General features: G+C 45.5%; 20 protein-coding genes. 5 read left to right on the top strand and 15 right to left on the bottom strand.

What is annotated here, in order from left to right; genetic code table 11:
• Positions 1-97: 97 nt before the first annotated feature.
• From RH45_RS00440 to RH45_RS00410, 8 genes are all read right to left on the bottom strand, one after another.
• A complete protein-coding gene (locus RH45_RS00440; protein ID WP_008072506.1) occupies positions 98-868 on the bottom strand; it encodes a hypothetical protein in 771 nt (256 codons plus the stop codon).
• Positions 831-1,292 carry a hypothetical protein gene (locus RH45_RS00435; RefSeq protein WP_008072505.1) on the bottom strand — a complete coding sequence of 154 codons (462 nt, stop codon included), beginning with the start codon at positions 1,290-1,292 and terminating at the stop codon, positions 831-833. The genes RH45_RS00440 and RH45_RS00435 overlap by 38 nt, the downstream gene beginning before the upstream one ends.
• Entirely contained in the window at positions 1,276-1,788 is a 513-nt protein-coding gene (locus RH45_RS00430) for a hypothetical protein (protein WP_008072504.1), read from the bottom strand. Before RH45_RS00430 ends, RH45_RS00435 begins: the two co-directional genes overlap by 17 nt.
• Positions 1,781-2,107, bottom strand: a complete 327-nt coding sequence (locus RH45_RS00425; protein ID WP_008072503.1) for a hypothetical protein — start codon at positions 2,105-2,107, stop codon at positions 1,781-1,783. Before RH45_RS00425 ends, RH45_RS00430 begins: the two co-directional genes overlap by 8 nt.
• Before the next feature lie 75 nt (positions 2,108-2,182).
• Positions 2,183-4,114, bottom strand: coding sequence for a hypothetical protein (locus tag RH45_RS00420; RefSeq protein ID WP_008072502.1), 1,932 nt, complete (start codon positions 4,112-4,114; stop codon positions 2,183-2,185).
• 3 nt (positions 4,115-4,117) lie between these two features.
• Positions 4,118-4,297: a hypothetical protein gene (locus tag RH45_RS00415; RefSeq protein ID WP_008072501.1), complete on the bottom strand. Its 180-nt coding sequence runs from the start codon at positions 4,295-4,297 to the stop codon at positions 4,118-4,120.
• A 2-nt stretch (positions 4,298-4,299) separates the two neighbouring features.
• Positions 4,300-4,476, bottom strand: coding sequence for a hypothetical protein (locus RH45_RS23465; RefSeq protein ID WP_008072499.1), 177 nt, complete (start codon positions 4,474-4,476; stop codon positions 4,300-4,302).
• 12 nt (positions 4,477-4,488) lie between these two features.
• Positions 4,489-4,743: a pyocin activator PrtN family protein gene (locus RH45_RS00410; protein WP_008072497.1), complete on the bottom strand. Its 255-nt coding sequence runs from the start codon at positions 4,741-4,743 to the stop codon at positions 4,489-4,491.
• A 135-nt stretch (positions 4,744-4,878) separates the two neighbouring features.
• Here RH45_RS00410 and RH45_RS00405 point away from each other — a divergent pair, with 135 nt between their 5' ends.
• Positions 4,879-5,484, top strand: coding sequence for a S24 family peptidase (locus tag RH45_RS00405; RefSeq protein WP_008072496.1), 606 nt, complete (start codon positions 4,879-4,881; stop codon positions 5,482-5,484).
• Positions 5,485-5,620: 136 nt separating this feature from the next.
• Here RH45_RS00405 and RH45_RS23400 read toward each other — a convergent pair whose 3' ends face one another.
• Complete coding sequence (locus RH45_RS23400) at positions 5,621-5,797, bottom strand: hypothetical protein (RefSeq protein ID WP_008072495.1); 177 nt, start codon at positions 5,795-5,797, stop codon at positions 5,621-5,623.
• Between the two features lie 151 nt (positions 5,798-5,948).
• Positions 5,949-6,503 carry a hypothetical protein gene (locus RH45_RS00400; protein WP_008072494.1) on the bottom strand — a complete coding sequence of 185 codons (555 nt, stop codon included), beginning with the start codon at positions 6,501-6,503 and terminating at the stop codon, positions 5,949-5,951.
• 832 nt (positions 6,504-7,335) lie between these two features.
• Here RH45_RS00400 and RH45_RS00395 point away from each other — a divergent pair.
• The 4 genes from RH45_RS00395 (at position 7,336) to RH45_RS00380 (ending at position 13,103) form a co-directional block, all read left to right on the top strand.
• A complete protein-coding gene (locus tag RH45_RS00395) occupies positions 7,336-8,373 on the top strand; it encodes a response regulator (RefSeq protein WP_008072493.1) in 1,038 nt (345 codons plus the stop codon).
• Positions 8,374-8,391: 18 nt separating this feature from the next.
• Positions 8,392-11,988, top strand: coding sequence for a response regulator (locus tag RH45_RS00390; protein ID WP_008072492.1), 3,597 nt, complete (start codon positions 8,392-8,394; stop codon positions 11,986-11,988).
• 177 nt (positions 11,989-12,165) lie between these two features.
• Positions 12,166-12,615 (top strand): zinc uptake transcriptional repressor Zur, encoded by a 450-nt coding sequence (gene zur / locus RH45_RS00385; RefSeq protein WP_008072491.1) that lies wholly within the window; start codon positions 12,166-12,168, stop codon positions 12,613-12,615.
• Positions 12,616-12,641: 26 nt separating this feature from the next.
• Positions 12,642-13,103, top strand: a complete 462-nt coding sequence (locus tag RH45_RS00380) for a chemotaxis protein CheX (RefSeq protein WP_008072490.1) — start codon at positions 12,642-12,644, stop codon at positions 13,101-13,103.
• Positions 13,104-13,152: 49 nt separating this feature from the next.
• On the opposite strand, the gene cysC is transcribed toward RH45_RS00380, so the two are convergent.
• The 5 genes from cysC to cobA are packed head-to-tail and all read right to left on the bottom strand — an operon-like array spanning position 13,153 to position 18,809.
• Positions 13,153-13,773, bottom strand: a complete 621-nt coding sequence (gene cysC / locus RH45_RS00375) for an adenylyl-sulfate kinase (protein WP_008072489.1) — start codon at positions 13,771-13,773, stop codon at positions 13,153-13,155.
• 12 nt (positions 13,774-13,785) lie between these two features.
• Complete coding sequence (locus tag RH45_RS00370) at positions 13,786-15,510, bottom strand: SLC13 family permease (RefSeq protein WP_008072482.1); 1,725 nt, start codon at positions 15,508-15,510, stop codon at positions 13,786-13,788.
• A gap of 24 nt (positions 15,511-15,534) precedes the next feature.
• The gene (gene cysN, locus RH45_RS00365; protein ID WP_008072480.1) at positions 15,535-16,962 is read right to left on the bottom strand and encodes a sulfate adenylyltransferase subunit CysN; all 1,428 of its coding nucleotides are present in this window, start codon (positions 16,960-16,962) and stop codon (positions 15,535-15,537) included.
• Positions 16,963-16,984: 22 nt separating this feature from the next.
• Entirely contained in the window at positions 16,985-17,920 is a 936-nt protein-coding gene (gene cysD / locus RH45_RS00360; protein WP_277422216.1) for a sulfate adenylyltransferase subunit CysD, read from the bottom strand.
• Positions 17,921-17,951: 31 nt separating this feature from the next.
• Positions 17,952-18,809: a uroporphyrinogen-III C-methyltransferase gene (cobA, locus tag RH45_RS00355; RefSeq protein WP_008072477.1), complete on the bottom strand. Its 858-nt coding sequence runs from the start codon at positions 18,807-18,809 to the stop codon at positions 17,952-17,954.
• Positions 18,810-18,939 lie beyond the last annotated feature (130 nt).

The raw sequence follows: 18,939 nt of genomic DNA, 5'->3' as shown, positions 1-18,939 counted from the left end.
GAAAAGAGCCTTGATTAAGAAAGGAAACCGAAGAAAGAACAATGGGAGGTAACCTATAGGTTAAACGCCTAACCTATAGGTTGGATTGTGAGTTGAATCACCGATAATTTAGGGTAAGTTTTGCGCCCGTTTGGCAGTTAAAAGCGCGCTTTTCAACGTTGCCAATGCCATCACACACCAGCATGTATTCCGCGATTGGTTTATTGATTTTCTGCTTGTTGACCTTGGCCGAGACCAGCGAGGCAATCTCGCCAACCTCTAACCCTTTCTTGTCACCTAACCACTTCGCATCAGACATGGAGTTAACCGCACCTATCCACCAAGTGGACGATTGCTCAGTCACGGTTTTAGGTACCTCTTGCCCACGCTGAAAAACGGTATGAACAACCAGACCATATTGACGACCACCGCGAAGCAGCTCACCCGCTCGACCTTTGAGTTTGCCGGAGGTTTCCACGCAGCTTGCAAGCTCTTCGATAATGGTGTGCAGCTTAGGGGCATTGCCATTGCCCACCGCCCACACCACCGCACTAAAGAACTCCAACTCTTCAGCAGTAGCGCCTTGTTTGGGTATGTAGGCCAGCTTAAACGGCTGACTACGACGACGAGCGACGACCAACGACTTGACGAACGCGGCGCGTGAATCGGTGCCGTGACACATCTGTCCTTGAAACTTAGCGCCTACGTAATTTCGGTAAGGGTCAAAGAACACCGCTTGAGAGGATTTGGGGACGAGCCCCAAATGCTTCACCGCCGAGGTTTTACCCCCGCCCGTACCTGCCACATAAATCACATGCTCAGCATCGTGTGACGGGTTGGAGTTCACCGGATTAGGCAGGTTGAGCGGCTGCTTTTGCTTTTTCGCCATCGCGCTTCTCCTGCTCTGCTTTTTGGTTGGCTAACTCTTTGATGGTGCGCTTAGAGGTGTAAATCAAACCGAGCACCGCAATCAGCAAAGTTGCCTCTTCGATGTAATCCCCAAACACAGCCATAATAGAGCCACCGTGTTTATTGAGTACCGGAACCGCGGCGTTAATGACTTCGGTTTTGCCCTTTTCATCAAAGCTAAATTCAATGCCGGAAATGATGCAGGTCGCTTGCTCACACAAGGTAAACATCACTCCCATAAAACCTTGCAGCGCGTCATCGTTGAAACTTTCGGTTTCAGGTGCACTGTCTTCGGTTAGTTCAACAGGTAACTCTTCGGTTTCAAGCTGCTTGATAAACCCGCCAAAATCGCCCCAATCGTCGCCCTCAGTCAATGGCTCTAAGGTTTCATTCGGTTGCTGCATTGGTCACCTCCTCAGATTGTGGTTTTGGCATCAATAAGCGAAACGCCCATAGTAGGACAATCAGTACACCAAGTGCGGTCAACACACGTTTGAAGGTGAAAAACGACGTTGAGACAGGCGCTTTATCTTCGGTTTCGCTTTCGGTTAACTCAGTGCTTCCAACCTTGTCATCACTGGGCTCAGCGATTGACTCAGGTTCAACACTTTCAACGGTTTTTAATGCACTGGGTTCGGTTGAATCTAGTTCATCGAGTATTTGGCCTACCATGATCCTTTCCGTTGAAAAGTGCTCATCAATGTACTTATCAACGCTCTTACTCATTGAGCTATTACCGCAACTCGGGCACTTGTAATACTTCAAACCAAGGTTGCGATTGTTCTTTGGTGGTTCACCTTCAGCAATCAAACGCCCTTCACCCACTTGGTGAACGGTGGCCTCGCTAGAGCAAACCGGACATGGCACATAACCGCGAACCGGATTAAGATACTTACTCATCGCCAGCCTCCACCACTTGAGCGTCTTCAATGCTGTCTAACTGGTTTAAGTTAGCCGTCACATGAGCGCGGTATTTCTTGCGAGCTACATTGTTAAGCTTGGTTAGTTGCTCAATTTGCTCAAAGAAGTTAGGCGCAAGTCCTAACGCATCAAGTGAAAATGAGCCCGTCATCAACATCTTAGTTGCCTTGCTCATAAGATTGCTCATATCCATGTTTTTGAGCTTATTCACTTCACCTTCGACACTGGCCGTCAGTTGGTCTGCCGCATCAAGCGCAGCCAAATCACGCTGACAGTCTTGGATTGATAGTGTTTTCATAAGATTTCCCCTGTCTCACGACGTTAGTTAATAAGATGCCCCTGATTCACATCGTTGGCGTGTTTGGTATTTGGCTTAAGCAGCTAGTCGACCTTCGAGATAATCAGACTTAACGCTTTGCCAATAATTGATTTCATGTTCTGTTGGCTCATCTGGTACCTGTTCGTTAAGAACGGATTGCCAATAAGCCCGCTTATCTAAAAAGTGATGGTACTGCTCTCGATATCGCTCTCTTGCTTGCTCCCGTATGTCACTCAAATCTATGTCATGTCGAGTGCCATAAACCTCTCGTTCTAACACTTCGCTGTATTGGCCGACTGCACCTAGCAACTCCATTGACCAACCTCGTGCACCGCAAGCCCAATACAAAAAGCTATCAAGACGCTCGCGTGACTTGTCACCATCAAAAGTGATGCAGAAACGATTCAAGCTAGATACGTGCATTTCTTTTTGCTTCATATCTTGAGTCACTTTCTTAGCCGCTCGCTCTAAACGGATAATGCGACTTTGTAGTTTGTCTAAATAGGTTTGAGACTGATCCTGCTTCTTGGCAATACCGGACGCTTTAATGGTTTGAGCCTTCATCTTGTTAATGCGAGAAAGTGAGCGCTGCAGCGGCTTTTTCCATTGCTCTAACTTGTAGCCAAGCTCTTTAATTACAGCGGTGATGTTGTCCGCTTCGAAAGTGGCTAATGTTTCCCAAGCCGGAGCGCGAGAACAGCGTGCTATGTTGTAGCGATTCCCTCTGATCAATCCTTGGTCTGCGTTCTCACCTTTGGCGGCATAACCCAGCGCTTTAATCAGATAAGAACTGGCCGCTTTAGGTTGTTTAATCCACTCAAGGTGTGCCATCCCCTGCCCCCAAAGAGCTTCAAGTCGTTTAGCCCAATCAGCAAAAACCGATTTATCTACCGACCAACGCATCACTAAGTGAATGTGGGGATTTGGCTCACCGATAATTTCGCCATTTTCATCTTTGCTTGGTGGACACTCTGCCACCCAAATGTAGTGAAAATCCGCTTTGTCTCGGTCTGGGCCGAACTCGGCTGGCTTCGCTTTGTAGTGAGGTTCAATTTTTCTTCCGGTCTCAGTTTCCCAACCGCGCTGATACATTTTCTTGCAGCCATCCAAGAAGCGAGAGACCTCTCGCCCCATCGTGGTCTCAAGCTCTTTGATAACCTTGAACGGTTTCTCGGGTAACAAGGTGTATTGCCCGTCTTTGCCGTGAACCAAAGTGCCCTTGTCTCGCTCAAATCGAATCGGCGTGTAAGGTCGCCCTTCGGCTTCGGCCATTGCACCAAACAACGCCATTCTCTGCTCACGCGAAAAGGTAAGCGTTAAGAACGTGGTGAAACCATCATGGCACTGAGCAACATAGGCACCCGACTCAAAAATTTTCGACACACTTCGTTTAGTTAGCTTTTCGGTGAAGCGCTCACCTACATTGGCATCCGGTGCGCTTCCCACTGGCGGTTGAGTGACTATCTGCGCTCGATGCTGACCTGACCAATCTCGTTTTTGCAGATGAAGTGAAACAGGAGCTGATACAGGGGTAAACGTTGTTTTCTCGTGAGCGAGTGGAAAAACACCTGCCGTATTTCGCTCCGTCGTTGCATACAGGCTTTCAAAGCTGTCATGACCTCTTCGGCTATCAAGTTCAGTTTTCACACCACGAGGATGCTTGAGCGTTCGCAGACGCTTACTAATTCGGTCTAATTTCTTGCGCTTTTTGTCGTGTCCGACTTTTGCGCCCTTGGACAAGCCTATTGTCTTCGCGCATTCGCGCGCCGCTTCGCGGAGGGGGACTGGCGTTGGTCGTAAGTTTTTTTCGTATTCCACGATAAGTGCGAGTTCATGATCTAACGTTTGTTGGCCTTTTACACCTAGTGTTCCCGCGCTGTAAAAATTGGAACCTAAAAAACCAGCTTCATAGCTGGCATTGGCTTTAAGAATTTTATCTAGTGGGCGGACAACTCCGCCCACATAAAGTAGATCTTCTTTTTTCATCACTTAAGTTCGTTGCCACGTAAGCGGATTAACATTCAAGCCTTTTGGTTTCTTTTGGTTTAACCCGTGCTTTTCACGGAGCTTTCGCAGAATACTGATAGAGCGCAGTCTCTTCTGAGGGTCTGGGTTAACCATCCCAGCCATATCGGGGCAAGGTAAGTGGATGGGGTCAGATACCTGCATGGTTAAGCCTCCAAACTCTCTAGCAGCTCAATGGCCTCTTGAAGTTGGCAACAAACCTGATCCAGATAAGTTTCTGCATTGGGTACTGGTGCTATTCGTGAACCAATAGCCTCAAGCAGTGCTTTAGCTTCGCTTGAATGAGTAAAATCAATGTTGATTGCGTGAAGTGGTGTATTCATTGTCTACTCTCCCTAACCGTTAACTGAGAGCCAGTCTTGCTTCGCTTCTTTGTGTCGCTTGTCGATATAAGCGGCCAAGTCTTCAACCTTCACCAAAGACGGGCTGCGTTCAGAGTCGCGCAACTTGAAGGTAGGAACAGGGAAATCACAGGCTTTCGCTCGCTGCTCCGCTGTCTTAGGAGTAATACCAAAAAACTCTTGGCAAACTTGCTTTAGCTCAACGGTTGGACTTTCAAAGCGAGCCAATAGTGCAAAATTTGTATTCATGTAGCCTCCATGTAGTACACTTGGAGTTATTCAAGTCGCCACGAACGACTTCAAATAACCTTCAAACTCAACATGGAGCATTATTGCGGATCAAAAGCCATTTCGCAATACCTTTGCAGACACAAGGCAGCACTTATGAAGCATATTGATACTCAAATTGACGAACTCAAGAAGCTAACAAAAACCGCTAAGAACGTTGATTTAGCTAAGGTTTTAGGTATTTCTCCGAAGACAATTCAATCGTGGAAAAGTCGAGAAAAAATCCCAGAAGATATTTTTCTAAAAGCTGAAGAAATAGCAAAAACAGGCTCTGTTGCTCCGAAAGGTTACCTAGAACTCAAGTATTACGATGTTGAAGTAAGCGCGGGACACGGCTCACTGGTTGAGAAAGAAGAAGAATCAAATGCGATGGTGTTTAGTGAAAGATTTATAAGACAAGAGCTTGGTTTCAACCCAAACAATATTTTCCTAATGCCTGTCCGTGGTGACAGCATGAGCCCTACCCTCAAAAACCAGAGCATTGTGATGGTTAATCGTGTTGACGGATTTTCAAATGACGGTATCTACGTTTTCCGCTTCGATGGTCGCTTGATGGTGAAACGTATTCAGTTCTTGCCGCATGGAATCAAAGTTGTGAGTGATAACTCGGCTTATGAACCATGGGAACTAGCGAAGAGTGATATTCAAAGCGCAGACTTTGAGATCATTGGTGAAGTGGTTTGGTCAGGGCAAAGGATGTAAAGCGAGACAAATGCTTCTAACTACGTCTCTAGCGAGAGCGGGCTATAGACCTCTAAAAGACGCTAGTTTCATCAAGATAAATACTAAAAAGGAGCCTGAAAGGCTCCTTATTTTGTTCATTGTGGGAGTTAACCACTTAAGCTGTCTTACATTTTTCGTCAGATGTCTTACAAGTCAGCTCAGGTATTTTCTTCTCTAGATCTGATAGAGATTCCCATGACATATCGAAACACTCCATAGCACTTTTTCCTTGGCTGTAAAAGCTAGCAGCGAACTTTTCTATGTCACTTCTAGATGCTTGAATGTATTTCATAATAACTCCTTGGAGTAAAAATTAGACTTGCTAGTAGCTAAATATCTAGTAGCAATGTACACACTGTACCAAATTTAATATCAATTTAATAGCACATTTGTGTGGCCGGCGATTCTATCACTGATTAAAAAAAACACAATATATACAAAGACTATTTTGTTAAAAATTTAACCATCGCATTTGTACCACAGTAATCTTCGAACCATTCGAATCCTTTCTCTTGATAGTATTTTTTAACTCCTGGCAAAGGCCCTATTAAAGCAAACTTGTTGATTTTAGCTTGCTCAGTATGATTAAGATATAGACCATAAAGAGACCATGCTTCCACTATCACGTTTAAAAAGTTTCCACATAGGTCTAGACTTGCATCGCTTCGTTTTTCGATGTAGTTAAGCTCTATCGCTGTACCATCAGCATTTATGCAACCCAATGCATAACCTACACAATAGTACCCATCGACTCCATTTCCATAATATGCGACACATTTGATCATATGATCGACGTTACTAACAGCATACTTCCATGGTTGTGACTTCAGAGCGAGATCCCAAGAGATTTTCCCTCTCTGTCTTAAATCTTCAATGTCTGTCATTGATTGCTCATCACCGGAAGAGAGCGTTATTGTTTCTGGAAGCTTCTTACTACTATTTGCGGCACTAATTGCAAAAAAGCGTTGCTGAACCTCTTCGACCTGCATCTTACTCACTAAGAGCACCAATTCTATTTATCATTGCGTAAAACTATCATTATTAAGTCAATAATTGAATGCAAATAAATGCAGTTCAATACATTGATTACTATTTTTGTGAGTTTCAATTTAGTTTTTTAGACTTAAGTCTGAGACTTTCAGAGCATCAAAAGTATGAACACTCATCCTAAAACACTCATAATTCATTGAAAGTAAATACTAAGCAATTCAGTTCAGCAATGGAAAGGCTTTAGAGGCTATAATTTTATGGCGTGAGAAAACAAAGAATTATATAGCAAGTACAGATATAGTACGGATGATTTACGGCGAGACTAGCAATAGCTTAGAAAGTGAGTCCAATCCAACATGGGTGCAATAGAAAAGCGGTTAGCCGCGTATTTACTAGTATTGTCAGGTTTCATAAGGTGAGTCTCGCTAAACAGTGAGCTTCGTGGTCAAAACAGAATCCGCGATTATACACATTGAATCGAAAACATTCAGAAATTCCTTAGCTTCGACGCCACCTGTACCGCTAAACAAGCTTTAGTATACCTATAACCCCAAAGCTAGATGATATCACCAATCAACCATTAAGGCATTGATATACAAACAATTAAATAGTAACGACTCGGTTTGGCATTTACCTCCAATAGTATTTGGCCTATGAGTAACCTAAAGCTAGGTATACCATTTCCACATCAAGGTTCAACTAACTGACCAAACTTGTACTCACTTCACTCTTCTCACCATAACTGCTCGGATTAGCAAATAAGTCCTGCAACTCTTTATAAATTCTAACTATTCTATGCATTACTATTGAGACAAATGTCGCCGTAAAGGATTTACAGCCATGCCTACCAATTCGAATGAGAAACCTATCGTCCTAGTAGTCGACGATATTCCGGATAATATTCATACCTTGTCTGGTATTTTGTCTGATGAGTTCCGAATAAAGGCGGCCACCAGCGGAGCGAAAGCCATACAGATTGCCAACAGCGCTCCCAAGCCACACTTGATCTTGCTCGATATCATGATGCCAGAGATGGACGGATACGAGGTCTGTACAAAGTTAAAGAACAACCCATTCACCGCCGATATCCCGATCATTTTTGTCACAGCAAAAGCAGAAGTGGTTGATGAACAAAAAGGGTTTGAGCTCGGAGCGGTGGATTACATTACCAAGCCAGTTAGCCCGCCGATCGTTAAAGCGCGAGTCAAAACCCATATAGAGTTGCATGATCATAATTTGGCGCTCGCGATTAAAGTGAAACAACGCACCGAACAGTTGGAAAAAAGCCGGTTAGAAGTCATTCAACGATTGGGTCGTGCTGCTGAGTACAAAGATAACGAAACCGGGATGCACGTTGTACGAATGAGCCACTACTCTAAAATACTTGCTCAACAGTTAGATGTTAGCGAGCGCTGGATTGAGTTGGTATTCCAAGCTTCTCCTATGCACGATATCGGAAAGATAGGCATTCCCGATGCCGTTTTGAGAAAACCAGGAAAGCTCGATGCGGAGGAATGGCAAGTGATGCAAGGTCACGTCAAAATTGGTGCCGATATTATCGCCGATAGTGACTCGCTACTGCTGCAAATGGCTCAAGAGATCGCGCTTTACCATCATGAAAAATGGGACGGAAGTGGCTATCCACATGGCTTGAAAGGTGAAGAGATTCCACTCAGCGCTCGTATTGTCGCCATTGCTGATGTTTTTGATGCCTTGACCAGTGAACGCCCCTATAAAAAAGCGTGGCCCGTTGAGAAAGCAGTAGCGGTTTTAGAACAAGACGCTGGCAGCCATTTTGACCCCAACCTTGTGCCCATTTTCATAAGCCAGCTCGACACAATCTTGCAAATACGCGATGCATTTAAAGATGAATTCTAACACCTACTGAGGCAGTAAATGGACACCGTTAACAAATACGCTCTCGATTCCAAACGTATTCTTACAGGCTTTGTCGTCGCTTCAATTCTTTTATTGGTAGCGGGTGTGATGGGTTGGGTAACCCTAAATCAAAGGTTTGAAACCATTGATCACTACGCCAATAACGCTCAGCTACGTTCCACGTTAGAAAACATGAAAATCGTTGAGCAAAGCTATATACGCCAGCCAAATGCGGAACTGATTGGCCTTTTTCATGAATTAAACGCCAAAGCAAAACAAACTGCGCAGGTGGCACTAGAGAACGAATCGACGCTTTCACTCAGTACTCCGCTCAATGAGCATCAAAAAGCCTTTGACCAGTATGTAGAGATCGCGAGTCAAGCGCGATCCACTCGTTCAGAAATGTCGCAAATTGCCGAACAAGCTGAATTTTTGGTTCAGACACTACAAGTTGAGCACGAAGAGTTCATTGAATCGAGTATTACAGAACTGGATGATCTGCGAAAACGAGTCGATATTACTTCAGACAACGCTATTCAATCTCATTGGCTCGTCAGCCTGATCGCCAATTCACAAACTGAACAAAAAAGTTATGTGCTTGATGGTAAGCAAGAGCGGCTCAACAAAGCTCAATTTGAATTAAAAAAAGCCCAGCAGCTCATCAATAAACTGGCAGAATCAACCACAGACTCCACCAGCCAAACGTTAATTGTCCAGATCCGCAATGCCTACAACCGTTACAGCACCTCATTAGTTCAGATGCGTAGCTGGCCTAATATTGGCGACCCACTTAAAGCGAGCATTACCGCTCAGGTTGATCGGGCAAGCAATGAATTGATTCGTGCCGCAACCGCATTGCGTACTCATCAAAAAGCACGTTTAGAGGCTGCCCAGCAAGCAGTGACCTCCATCCAACTGGCCATCAGTGATAAGCTCGCTATTAGTTCGAGCTTGTTATTGTTGCAAACCGACATCAGTGAAGCGCAACAAAGTGATCGTGACTACGCCATGGCTCTGGAATCAGAACAGCAGCAAATGCTCGCGCAGACGGTGCGAAACAAACTCACTGTGATCCTAATGATGCTAGAGAACCTGTATGAGCAGGTCACTAGCGAGGAGGAGCAAATCCACATTGATGCATTAATGCAGGCTTCAGAGGGTTACTTAGCGCTTTTTACTCGCTTCACTGAACAAAGAGAGTTAGAGCATCAACACATCGCGAAGCTCGCACAAGGTTACCAAGAGCTTCAGGCAAGCATTGAGCCTATCTACCAGAACCAACTATTGATTGTTGAAGATTCTGGCAACATCACCACCAAAATGGCCATCGGTGGTGGCATCTTCTTAATTACCTTGTTACTGCTTGGGCTACTGGCGAACAAATCCCATGCTGCACTTGAACGTTTTGCGAATAAACTTGCCATAGCACGTGATGAAGCAAACTCAGCTAATCGTGCTAAATCAGACTTCCTCGCGAATATGAGCCACGAAATCCGCACTCCGATGAATGCCATTATTGGTATGAGTTACCTAGCACTTAAAACTGACTTGACCAAGGCACAACGCAACTATATTCACAAAGTTAAGCTATCAGCGGATTCGTTACTGGGCTTAATCAACGACATCCTCGACTTCTCAAAAATTGAAGCAGGGAAGCTCGATATCGAGCAGGTCGATTTTCAATTGGAGAACGTCCTCGATAATATCTCCAATCTCGTCGGACTCAGAGCATCAGAGCGTGGGCTTGAACTCTTAATCCACATTGAAAGGGATGTGCCAACCGCTTTGGTTGGTGATCCACTGCGTCTAGGACAGGTACTAATTAACCTTTCCAATAACGCGGTCAAGTTTACAGAGCGCGGTGAAATCAAAATTACCGTCTCCGTTGCCGAGCGTAGCGGTGAAAACATCCGGCTTAAATTCAGAGTGTCCGACAGCGGCATAGGAATGACACCAGAACAAACCCAGAAACTATTCAGTAAGTTTACCCAGGCAGACAGCTCTACAACTCGTAAATACGGTGGTACAGGGCTAGGCTTAGCAATCAGTAAAGAACTGAGCCAACTGATGGGTGGCGACATACAAGTCGAGAGTGAAGCGGGTGTTGGCTCAACATTTTCATTTACGATTCAGACTCAAATTAGCCAAGCCCTGAAACAAGAGCAGACTGTGGTACCCAAAGAGATTGGCAAGCTGAAAGTACTGATCGTCGACGACAATGCCAGTGCCCGAATCATACTTGAAGACATCTTGCTTTCGCTCAAGCTGGAATGCCAACAGGTAAGCAACGCCGACGACGCCCTCACTGCACTAACGACAGCGGCTTCTGATGGCGCTCCCTTTGACTTATTAATCTCTGACTGGCAAATGCCCGGTAAAGATGGAATTGATCTTATTGAGTCCATGCAGCAAGCCTTCAGCTCGGTACAGCAACCTAAAGTATTGATGCTAACAGCATATGGCAGAGAAGAGCTCAGTGAAGCCTTACAAAAACGCCACATCGAATTACCTGGCCTGCTCGACAAACCGGTTACTGCTTCGCACCTTTTCGATGCCATCATCGCGCTTTATGGGGTAGAAAATGAGCGTTTAAGCCGTGGGGAAGTCGAAGAGCAACTGCAATTAGCCAACGTGCAATCACTTGCAGGAGCTCAACTTTTATTGGTCGAAGACAACGAAATCAACCAAGAACTGGCCACTGAATTACTTGAAGGTCAGCAGATACATATCACCATTGCTGAGAATGGTCAGCAAGCCGTCGATCTATACCAGACTCAAGAGTTTGATGGCATTTTAATGGACTGCCAAATGCCGATTATGGACGGCTACGAGGCAACCGAGTATATTCGTCATCAGCTTGGTAATAGCCAAATTCCCATCATTGCTATGACCGCTAATGTCATGGAACGGGATAAAGAAAAAGCTCAAGCGAGTGGGATGAATGACATCATAGCTAAGCCCATTGATGTGGGTAGCATGTTTAGTACGCTCGCAAAATGGATTACCCCTCAACACCCACAGCAGCTTGTGCATCAAGCTCACAGCCAGAATAGTCCGACAGCAAGCATTGAAGGGATTGATACCCAAGCCGGCTTAACTCGTGCCAGTGGCAACAATCAGCTTTATCAGAAATTATTACAGCGCTTCGCCAGTACCTATGGAGACAGCTCAGCTGTCGCATCTGCATTAAGCCTAGACGATAAACAGGTCAGAAAACGCAACGTTCACTCCCTAAAAGGCGTGTCTGGCAATATAGGCGCCGATCACCTACAGGATTTGTGTGCGCAATTGGAGAGAGACCTCGATAACGAAAAACTACATCAGCAAGTTGTCGATGAGCTAACAGTGCTGATTGAGCGTATCGGTTCTTGTTTACCGTCTATGCCAGAAGAAATGAATCAGAGCCAAGATGACGCGTATGATGATAAGTTGGTCCGTCAGCTTGAGCAATTACTCGCAGAGAGTGACACGCAAGCCATCGAATTGGTCAATGCGCTCTCTTCGGGAAGTGCCTTAGGTTTAAATACCGGTCAATTCAGACAAATTTCTCATGCTTTAGAGGAGTTTGATTTTGACCAAGCGAGCGAAGTATTGCTATCAAGTAAACAAAGTTGATAAAGCAATCACTTATATGGTTTCGTTTTCACTCAAGTTAGAGTAACTTAAGCACAATAAGCCGATAATTCGTTATCGTTATAAGCTCGGTAACTTACTGACGACGCAATCATAAATTACCTTCTGAACAACGATAAACTCGAATAAATGGTATATTATTAAAAATGTCCATGAGTAATGGTGAAAAGTTTGAGCCTACAGTTAGTCAAACAGATTGAAGAAATATGTGCCACTCGCGGAGTACGGTTAACCACTCAACGCAAACGCGTTTTCGAGTTAATCTGCTCAAGCCCAAAGGCCTCGAGTGCGTATGAGTTGCTCGAAGAGCTTAAACAGACTGAGCCTCAAGCGAAGCCACCCACTGTTTATCGGGCACTGGATTTTCTAATGGAGCAAGGGTTCATCCACCGAGTTGAATCAACCAATAGCTATATCCAGTGTGGCTCGTGTAATGCTCACAAGCATTATTCACATATGCTTATCTGTGATAAATGCAGTAATGTTATTGAACTGCAAGATGATAGTTTGGTAGCCTTGTTAGTCAACAATGCAGAGGAACATGGATTCACCATCACAAATCATGTGATTGAGTCTCATGGTGTGTGTAAAAACTGCGCCTCTGAATAAGCGAAATGAAGATATAGAAGAAAGTTATGCGCGCTGAATTTGTAAACCCGTTTTTAGCCTCATTAATGAATGTTCTAAAAACGATGGCTTCTCTGGAGCTGAAGCCACAGAAACCTCGTGTTAAGAAAGATGAAATCGCACGTGGAGATGTATCTGGTTTAATAGGGATGGTTGGTCCGCAAAGCCGCGGTTCTATGTCTATTACATTTGATGAGAGCCTCGCGTTAGAAATCATGCAAAATATGCTTGGTGAGCGCCCTAATGGCCTCAATGATGAAGTGACTGACATGGTTGGTGAAATCACTAACATGGTCACGGGTGGTGCGAAACGTATCTTGGCTGAGAGTGGCTTTGATTTCGATATGGCAACACCTGTTGTTGTTTCAGGTAAGGGGCACACCATCCGCCATAAGTGCGAAGGCTCGATCATTATCATGCCGTTTTCCTCTCAATGGGGTAATGCTTTCATCGAGATTTGCTTCGAGTAATTCGAGATTCCGGTGAATAAAAAAGCTTCCGATTGGAAGCTTTTTTTGTTTATTCGCCAATGATGTTTCTGTCTCTCAGCGCTTGCAAACAGTCGTCCACCAGTGCTTCAATTGATTTCTCGCCTGCCAATAAATCGATTTCAGGATTCAGTGGCGCTTCATACTCTGAGTCAATACCAGTGAAATTTGGGATCTCCCCCGCACGAGCCTTCTTGTATAAACCTTTCGGATCGCGTTGCTCGCAAACTTCCAGCGAGGTGTTAACAAACACTTCGATGAACTCCCCGTCTGGTAACAGATCACGCACAAGCTGTCGCTCGGTGCGGTGAGGAGAAATAAACGCAGATAATACGATCAATCCAGCATCCGCCATCAGTTTTGATAGCTCCCCTATCCGACGAATATTCTCTCGGCGATCCTGCTCAGAAAAACCAAGATCACTACACAGACCATGACGAACATTATCCCCGTCCAACAAATACGTATGGTAACCCTGCTGAGCAAGTTTATTTTCTAGTGCACCAGCCACGGTTGACTTACCGGCGCCCGATAAGCCTGTAAACCACAACACAGCAGGTTTTTGCTGTTTAAGCTTGGCACGAAATTGTTTATCAATAGAGTGTTGATGCCATACGATGTTTTCATCTTTGGTTGGCGTTTCCGTTGTCATAACTGTGTCCTTTTAAAACGGGAAAAACTGGGGAATCAATGCCAATACCAGCACCGAATATACGATAGATAACGGTATCCCCACTCTGATGTAATCGGTTATTTTGTAATTCCCTACGCTGTAAACCAGTAAATTAGTTTGATAGCCGTAAGGTGAAATAAAACTCGCGCTGGCGCCGAACAATACCGCCATAATAAACGGCATCGGGTCAACCCCGTAGCCGATCGCCATGCTATAACCAATTGGAAAAGCCAGAGCAGCCGCGGCATTGTTGGTGACCAGTTCGGTCAAAACTAAAGTGAGTAGGTAGGTGGCCACTAAGGCACCAAACACCCCCCAGCCGTTAAAAGCTTCAATGAACATCTCCCCAAGTGCCATTGATAGACCTGAGGAAAGCATTAACTGAGCAATAGAAAGAGCTGAACCAACGATCACCACGATGTCGATAGGAAACCGACGACGCAGCTCACTGAGCTGGACAATACCGCTTAGAAGAGTGATCAGCAAAAATATCGATAAGCCTTTAATTAAAGGCACCAAATCAAGCAACGCTAAAGCAATGACCGATGCAAAACCAGCCAGTACCATTGCCGATTTATTCGCATCAAGACGAGCGCTAGAATCAAGATCGTTCATAAGGACGAATTCTTTACGATGCGCCCGTCTCTCCTCTTCAAAGCGCTTACCCGGAACAAGTACCAGAGTATCGCCCGCGTTCAATACGATGTTGCCCAAGCCACCTTGAAGGCGTTCATGACCACGACGAATGGCCACAACAACGGCATCAAATCGGTCACGGAAATGGCTCGATTTTAGCGTCTTGTTGCAGAACGTGGCTGATGAACTGACTACGACTTCTACAAAGTTTTGCCCATTGAGGTGATGTTGGCCAAATAAGGTCAAACCTTGAATTTCTTGCAGTGTTGCAACGCTCTCGATATCACCACAAAACAGTAACCTGTCTCGAGCTTGCAGGATAAAGTCTGGCTCAACGGAAGGCATGGTTTGTCCATCTCGCACCACTTCAGCCAAAAACAGTTTTCTTAAAGCCCTTAGGTTGTTTTGGCTGATACTGCGCCCAACTAAAGGGGAACCGGGTTCGACTCTTGCCTCAAGAAAATAAGGCAAGTCATCCTGACTTTGATCGTCGTAATTGGGCAATAGATAACTAAGCGGGATCAAGATCAGCATACCACCAAACAAAACCGACAAGCCGATCATGGTTGGGGTAAAAAAGCCCAAACTGGGTAGGCCCGCATCTTCCACAAAACTATTAATGATCAAATTGGTTGAAGTGCCGATCAACGTCAGTGTTCCACCTAAGATCGCCGCATAAGAGAGCGGGATCAATAACTTAGAAGGCGCATGCTGCTGGTTACGTTTGATCGCACCAATTAACGACACGACGACCGCAGTATTATTGGTAAACGAAGAGAGAAACGCCGTAGAAACACCTAGCTTAGCGACGACCGTGCCTAAACGGCCAGTGGAAAGAGAACGACTTACCCAGCTAATGAGTAGCGTCTTCTCTAGCGCTGCTGACGCAAGGATCAGCAGCACCAAAGTAAGTAAGGAAGAGTTAGTGAAGTTTGTGGCCACCTCGCCGAGCTCGATCATCCCGGCCAAAAAAGCAATGAATGCCGCTCCAGCAAAAATAAAACTCGGTTTAATTCGTGTTGTCAGAAGGCATGTCACTATGCCTAACAACAATGCCAACACTAATCCCTGCTGCCACATAACGCTTCCTTGTCAGCTATCAAGTTACTTAAGTAACTGGCTGATGTCTTTTGCTTCCCAGTGTGGGAAGTGTTTACGGACCAAAGCATTAAGCTCTAGTTCAAAGGCAGAAATATCACCTGTCTTTGTTTCTACCTGAGTCAGGCTTTCACGCACTAAGCCTGCGCCTACCGTCACGTTTGTCAGACGATCAATAACGATAAAGCCACCCGTATCGGCACACGCTTGATAGCCATCGAGTGCGACAGATTCGATCAACGTAAGCTCACACAAACCAATGCCGTTGAGCGGTAATTCTGCCGCACTGTGGCTAGAAAGGTTGTTGATGTCGTACTGGTGGCGGATGGCTTCAACTCGCCCTACCGTCTTTTTACCCGCGATCTTAATGTCATACTCGCGACCGGGTTGCAGCGGCTGCTCTGTCATCCACACAATATCGGCCAATAGGTGGTTGCTCGATTCAACCTGTGCGTCCTCCAACACAATCAAGTCACCGCGGCTGATGTCAATTTCATCTTCCAATGTAAGAGTTACCGCCAGACCAGCTTGCGCTTGCTCAAGATCCCCATCAAACGTGACAATACGTGCGACTTTCGAGGTTTTCCCTGATGGCAGTGCTTTGATGCTATCTCCCACCTTAATACTGCCCGACGCAATGGTGCCCGCGAAGCCTCGAAAATCGAGGTTAGGGCGATTTACGTATTGGACTGGGAAGCGGAAATCACCCACCGCCTTATCTTGGTCTACATCGACAGTCTCTAGTAGCTCAAGTAATGATGGTCCTTCAAACCAAGTCATTCTTGGGCTTGCTTCAACCACATTGTCACCTTCTAACGCTGACAGCGGGATAATCTGAATATCGGTTTCACCTTGCAGGTTTTTCGAGAACTCTAGGTATTCATCACGAATTTCTTCGAAACGCTCTTGTGAATAATCCACAAGATCCATTTTGTTGACCGCGACGATGAAATGTTTAAGGCCTAACAAGTTAGAAATAAACGAGTGACGACGCGTTTGATCCAGAACACCTTTACGTGCATCAATGAGGATCACCGCCAGATCACACGTTGACGCACCTGTCGCCATATTTCGAGTGTACTGCTCATGCCCTGGGGTATCAGCAATGATGAACTTACGCTTTTGCGTCGAAAAGTAACGGTACGCCACATCAATGGTGATGCCTTGCTCGCGCTCCGCTTGTAAACCGTCAACCAGCAAAGCAAGGTCTGGACGCTCACCGGTCGTCCCCACACGTTGACTATCATTGTGGACAGCGGCTAACTGATCTTCATAGATCTGCTTTGAGTCATGGAGCAAACGCCCAATAAGAGTACTCTTACCATCATCGACAGAACCACACGTCAAGAATCGAAGTAATGATTTGTATTGGTGCTGGGTTAGATAACCCTCGATACCTAGCTCTTCTAATTGAGCTTCTACTGCGCTATTCATGTTTCTTTCCTTAGATCCTTAATTAGAAGTAACCTTGGCGTTTTTTCAATTCCATCGATCCAGACTGATCATGGTCGATCGCTCGCCCTTGACGCTCACTTGAGGTCGCGACCAACATTTCTTCAATAATGCCAGTCAGGGTATTCGCTTCAGATTCAATGGCTCCGGTTAGTGGGTAACAACCAAGAGTACGGAAACGGACACTTTTCTCTTCGATCACTTCTCCAGGCTCTAGCTTCATTCGGTCATCATCAACCATGATCAACATGCCATCTCGTTCAACGACAGGACGCTTGTCGGCCAAATACAGAGGGACGATTTCGATGTTTTCTAAATAGATGTATTGCCAGATATCTAGCTCAGTCCAGTTAGACAATGGGAATACTCGGATGCTTTCCCCTTTGTTGATCTGGCCGTTGTACGTGCGCCAAAGTTCAGGACGCTGATTCTTCGGATCCCAGGTATGGTTTTTATCGCGGAATGAGTAAACACGCTCTTTAGCACGGGATTTCTCTTCGTCACGACGAGCACCACCAAACGCAGCATCAAAACCGTACTTATTCAGGGCCTGCTTCAAACCTTGTGTTTTCATGATGTCGGTGTGCTTAGATGAACCGTGCACAAAAGGACTACACCCCATCGCGAGACCTTCTGGGTTCTTGTGTACCAAAAGCTCGAAGCCATACTTTTCAGCAGTGCGATCGCGAAATTCAATCATCTCTTTGAATTTCCAGTCCGTATCCACGTGTAAAAGTGGGAACGGAATCTTACCTGGGTAAAAGGCTTTACGTGCTAGATGCAGCATCACTGAAGAATCTTTACCAATGGAGTACATCATCACAGGGTTATCAAACTCTGCAGCAACTTCACGGATGATATGAATACTCTCCGCTTCAAGTTGCTTAAGGTGGGTCAAACGTTCTTGGTCCATGTTAGTGCTTCCTTTACGGCTCTCTATGAGCTTCTAACTAATCAAAAATCTAATCTTGTTATGCAAATTGGCGTTGCTGAGGTTGTGACTGAGGCTTAGGCTCAAACCAAGCCAGTTTGTCTGACAGCGATACCACTTCACCAATGACGATAAGCGACGGCGACTGCGCGTCTTTAGCAAGTTCAGCCAGTTGAGTTAGCTGACCTTTAAAAATTCTTTGGCTGGACTGAGTCCCTCGCTCAATGATGGCGATCGGTGTCTCTGGGCTACGACCATGAGTTACCAATTGGCTTTCTATATATTCGGACTTCATTAATCCCATGTAGATAACAAGGGTCTGATTGCCACGTGCCAATGTTGACCAGTCCATCTGATCACTCTCAGCTTTTAGGTGACCCGTGATGAACATGGCCGACTGCGCATAATCACGGTGAGTCAGTGGGATCCCCGCATAAGCCGTCGCTCCTGCTGCGGCGGTAATACCAGGCACAACATGGAAGGCAATGCCTGCCTCTGCGAGCACTTCAAGCTCTTCGCCTCCACGGCCAAAAATAAATGGATCGCCACCTTTAATGCGCACAACACGATGTCCTTGCTTAGCAAAGTCGACCAATAACTGATTGGTTTTCTCTTGAGGAACACTATGGTGGCCAGCACGCTTGCCTACGCAGACCAAAATTGTGTCACTAGGAACCAAAGCCATGATGTCGTCTGACACTAAGTAGTCGTAAAGAACCACATCTGCTTGCTGGAGAAAGCGCATCGCTTTAAGGGTAAGTAGCTCGACATCTCCAGGCCCAGAACCTACGAGCGCGACTTGCCCCGCTTCAAGAACACTATGGCCAATAGTATTCAAGTTGGTTTGCTTGCGTGGATTGCTCAGAGGAAAATGAGAAATCGTATCCTTGCTCGCCATAGTGTCATCCTTTCCGTGTTGATGAAGGCATTATGGCTGGCAATACATATTACCTGAAATTCTAAAATTTCATTTTTTATATCAATTACTGATAAGAGCGGTTATCTCTGCCGTTGTTAATTTGAGCAAA

This window comes from Vibrio sinaloensis DSM 21326, from assembly GCF_000189275.1.
Classification (GTDB): Bacteria; Pseudomonadota; Gammaproteobacteria; order Enterobacterales; family Vibrionaceae; genus Vibrio; species Vibrio sinaloensis.
Note: the sequence above shows the minus strand (reverse complement) of the source record. Positions and strands in the feature narration are given on the sequence as shown.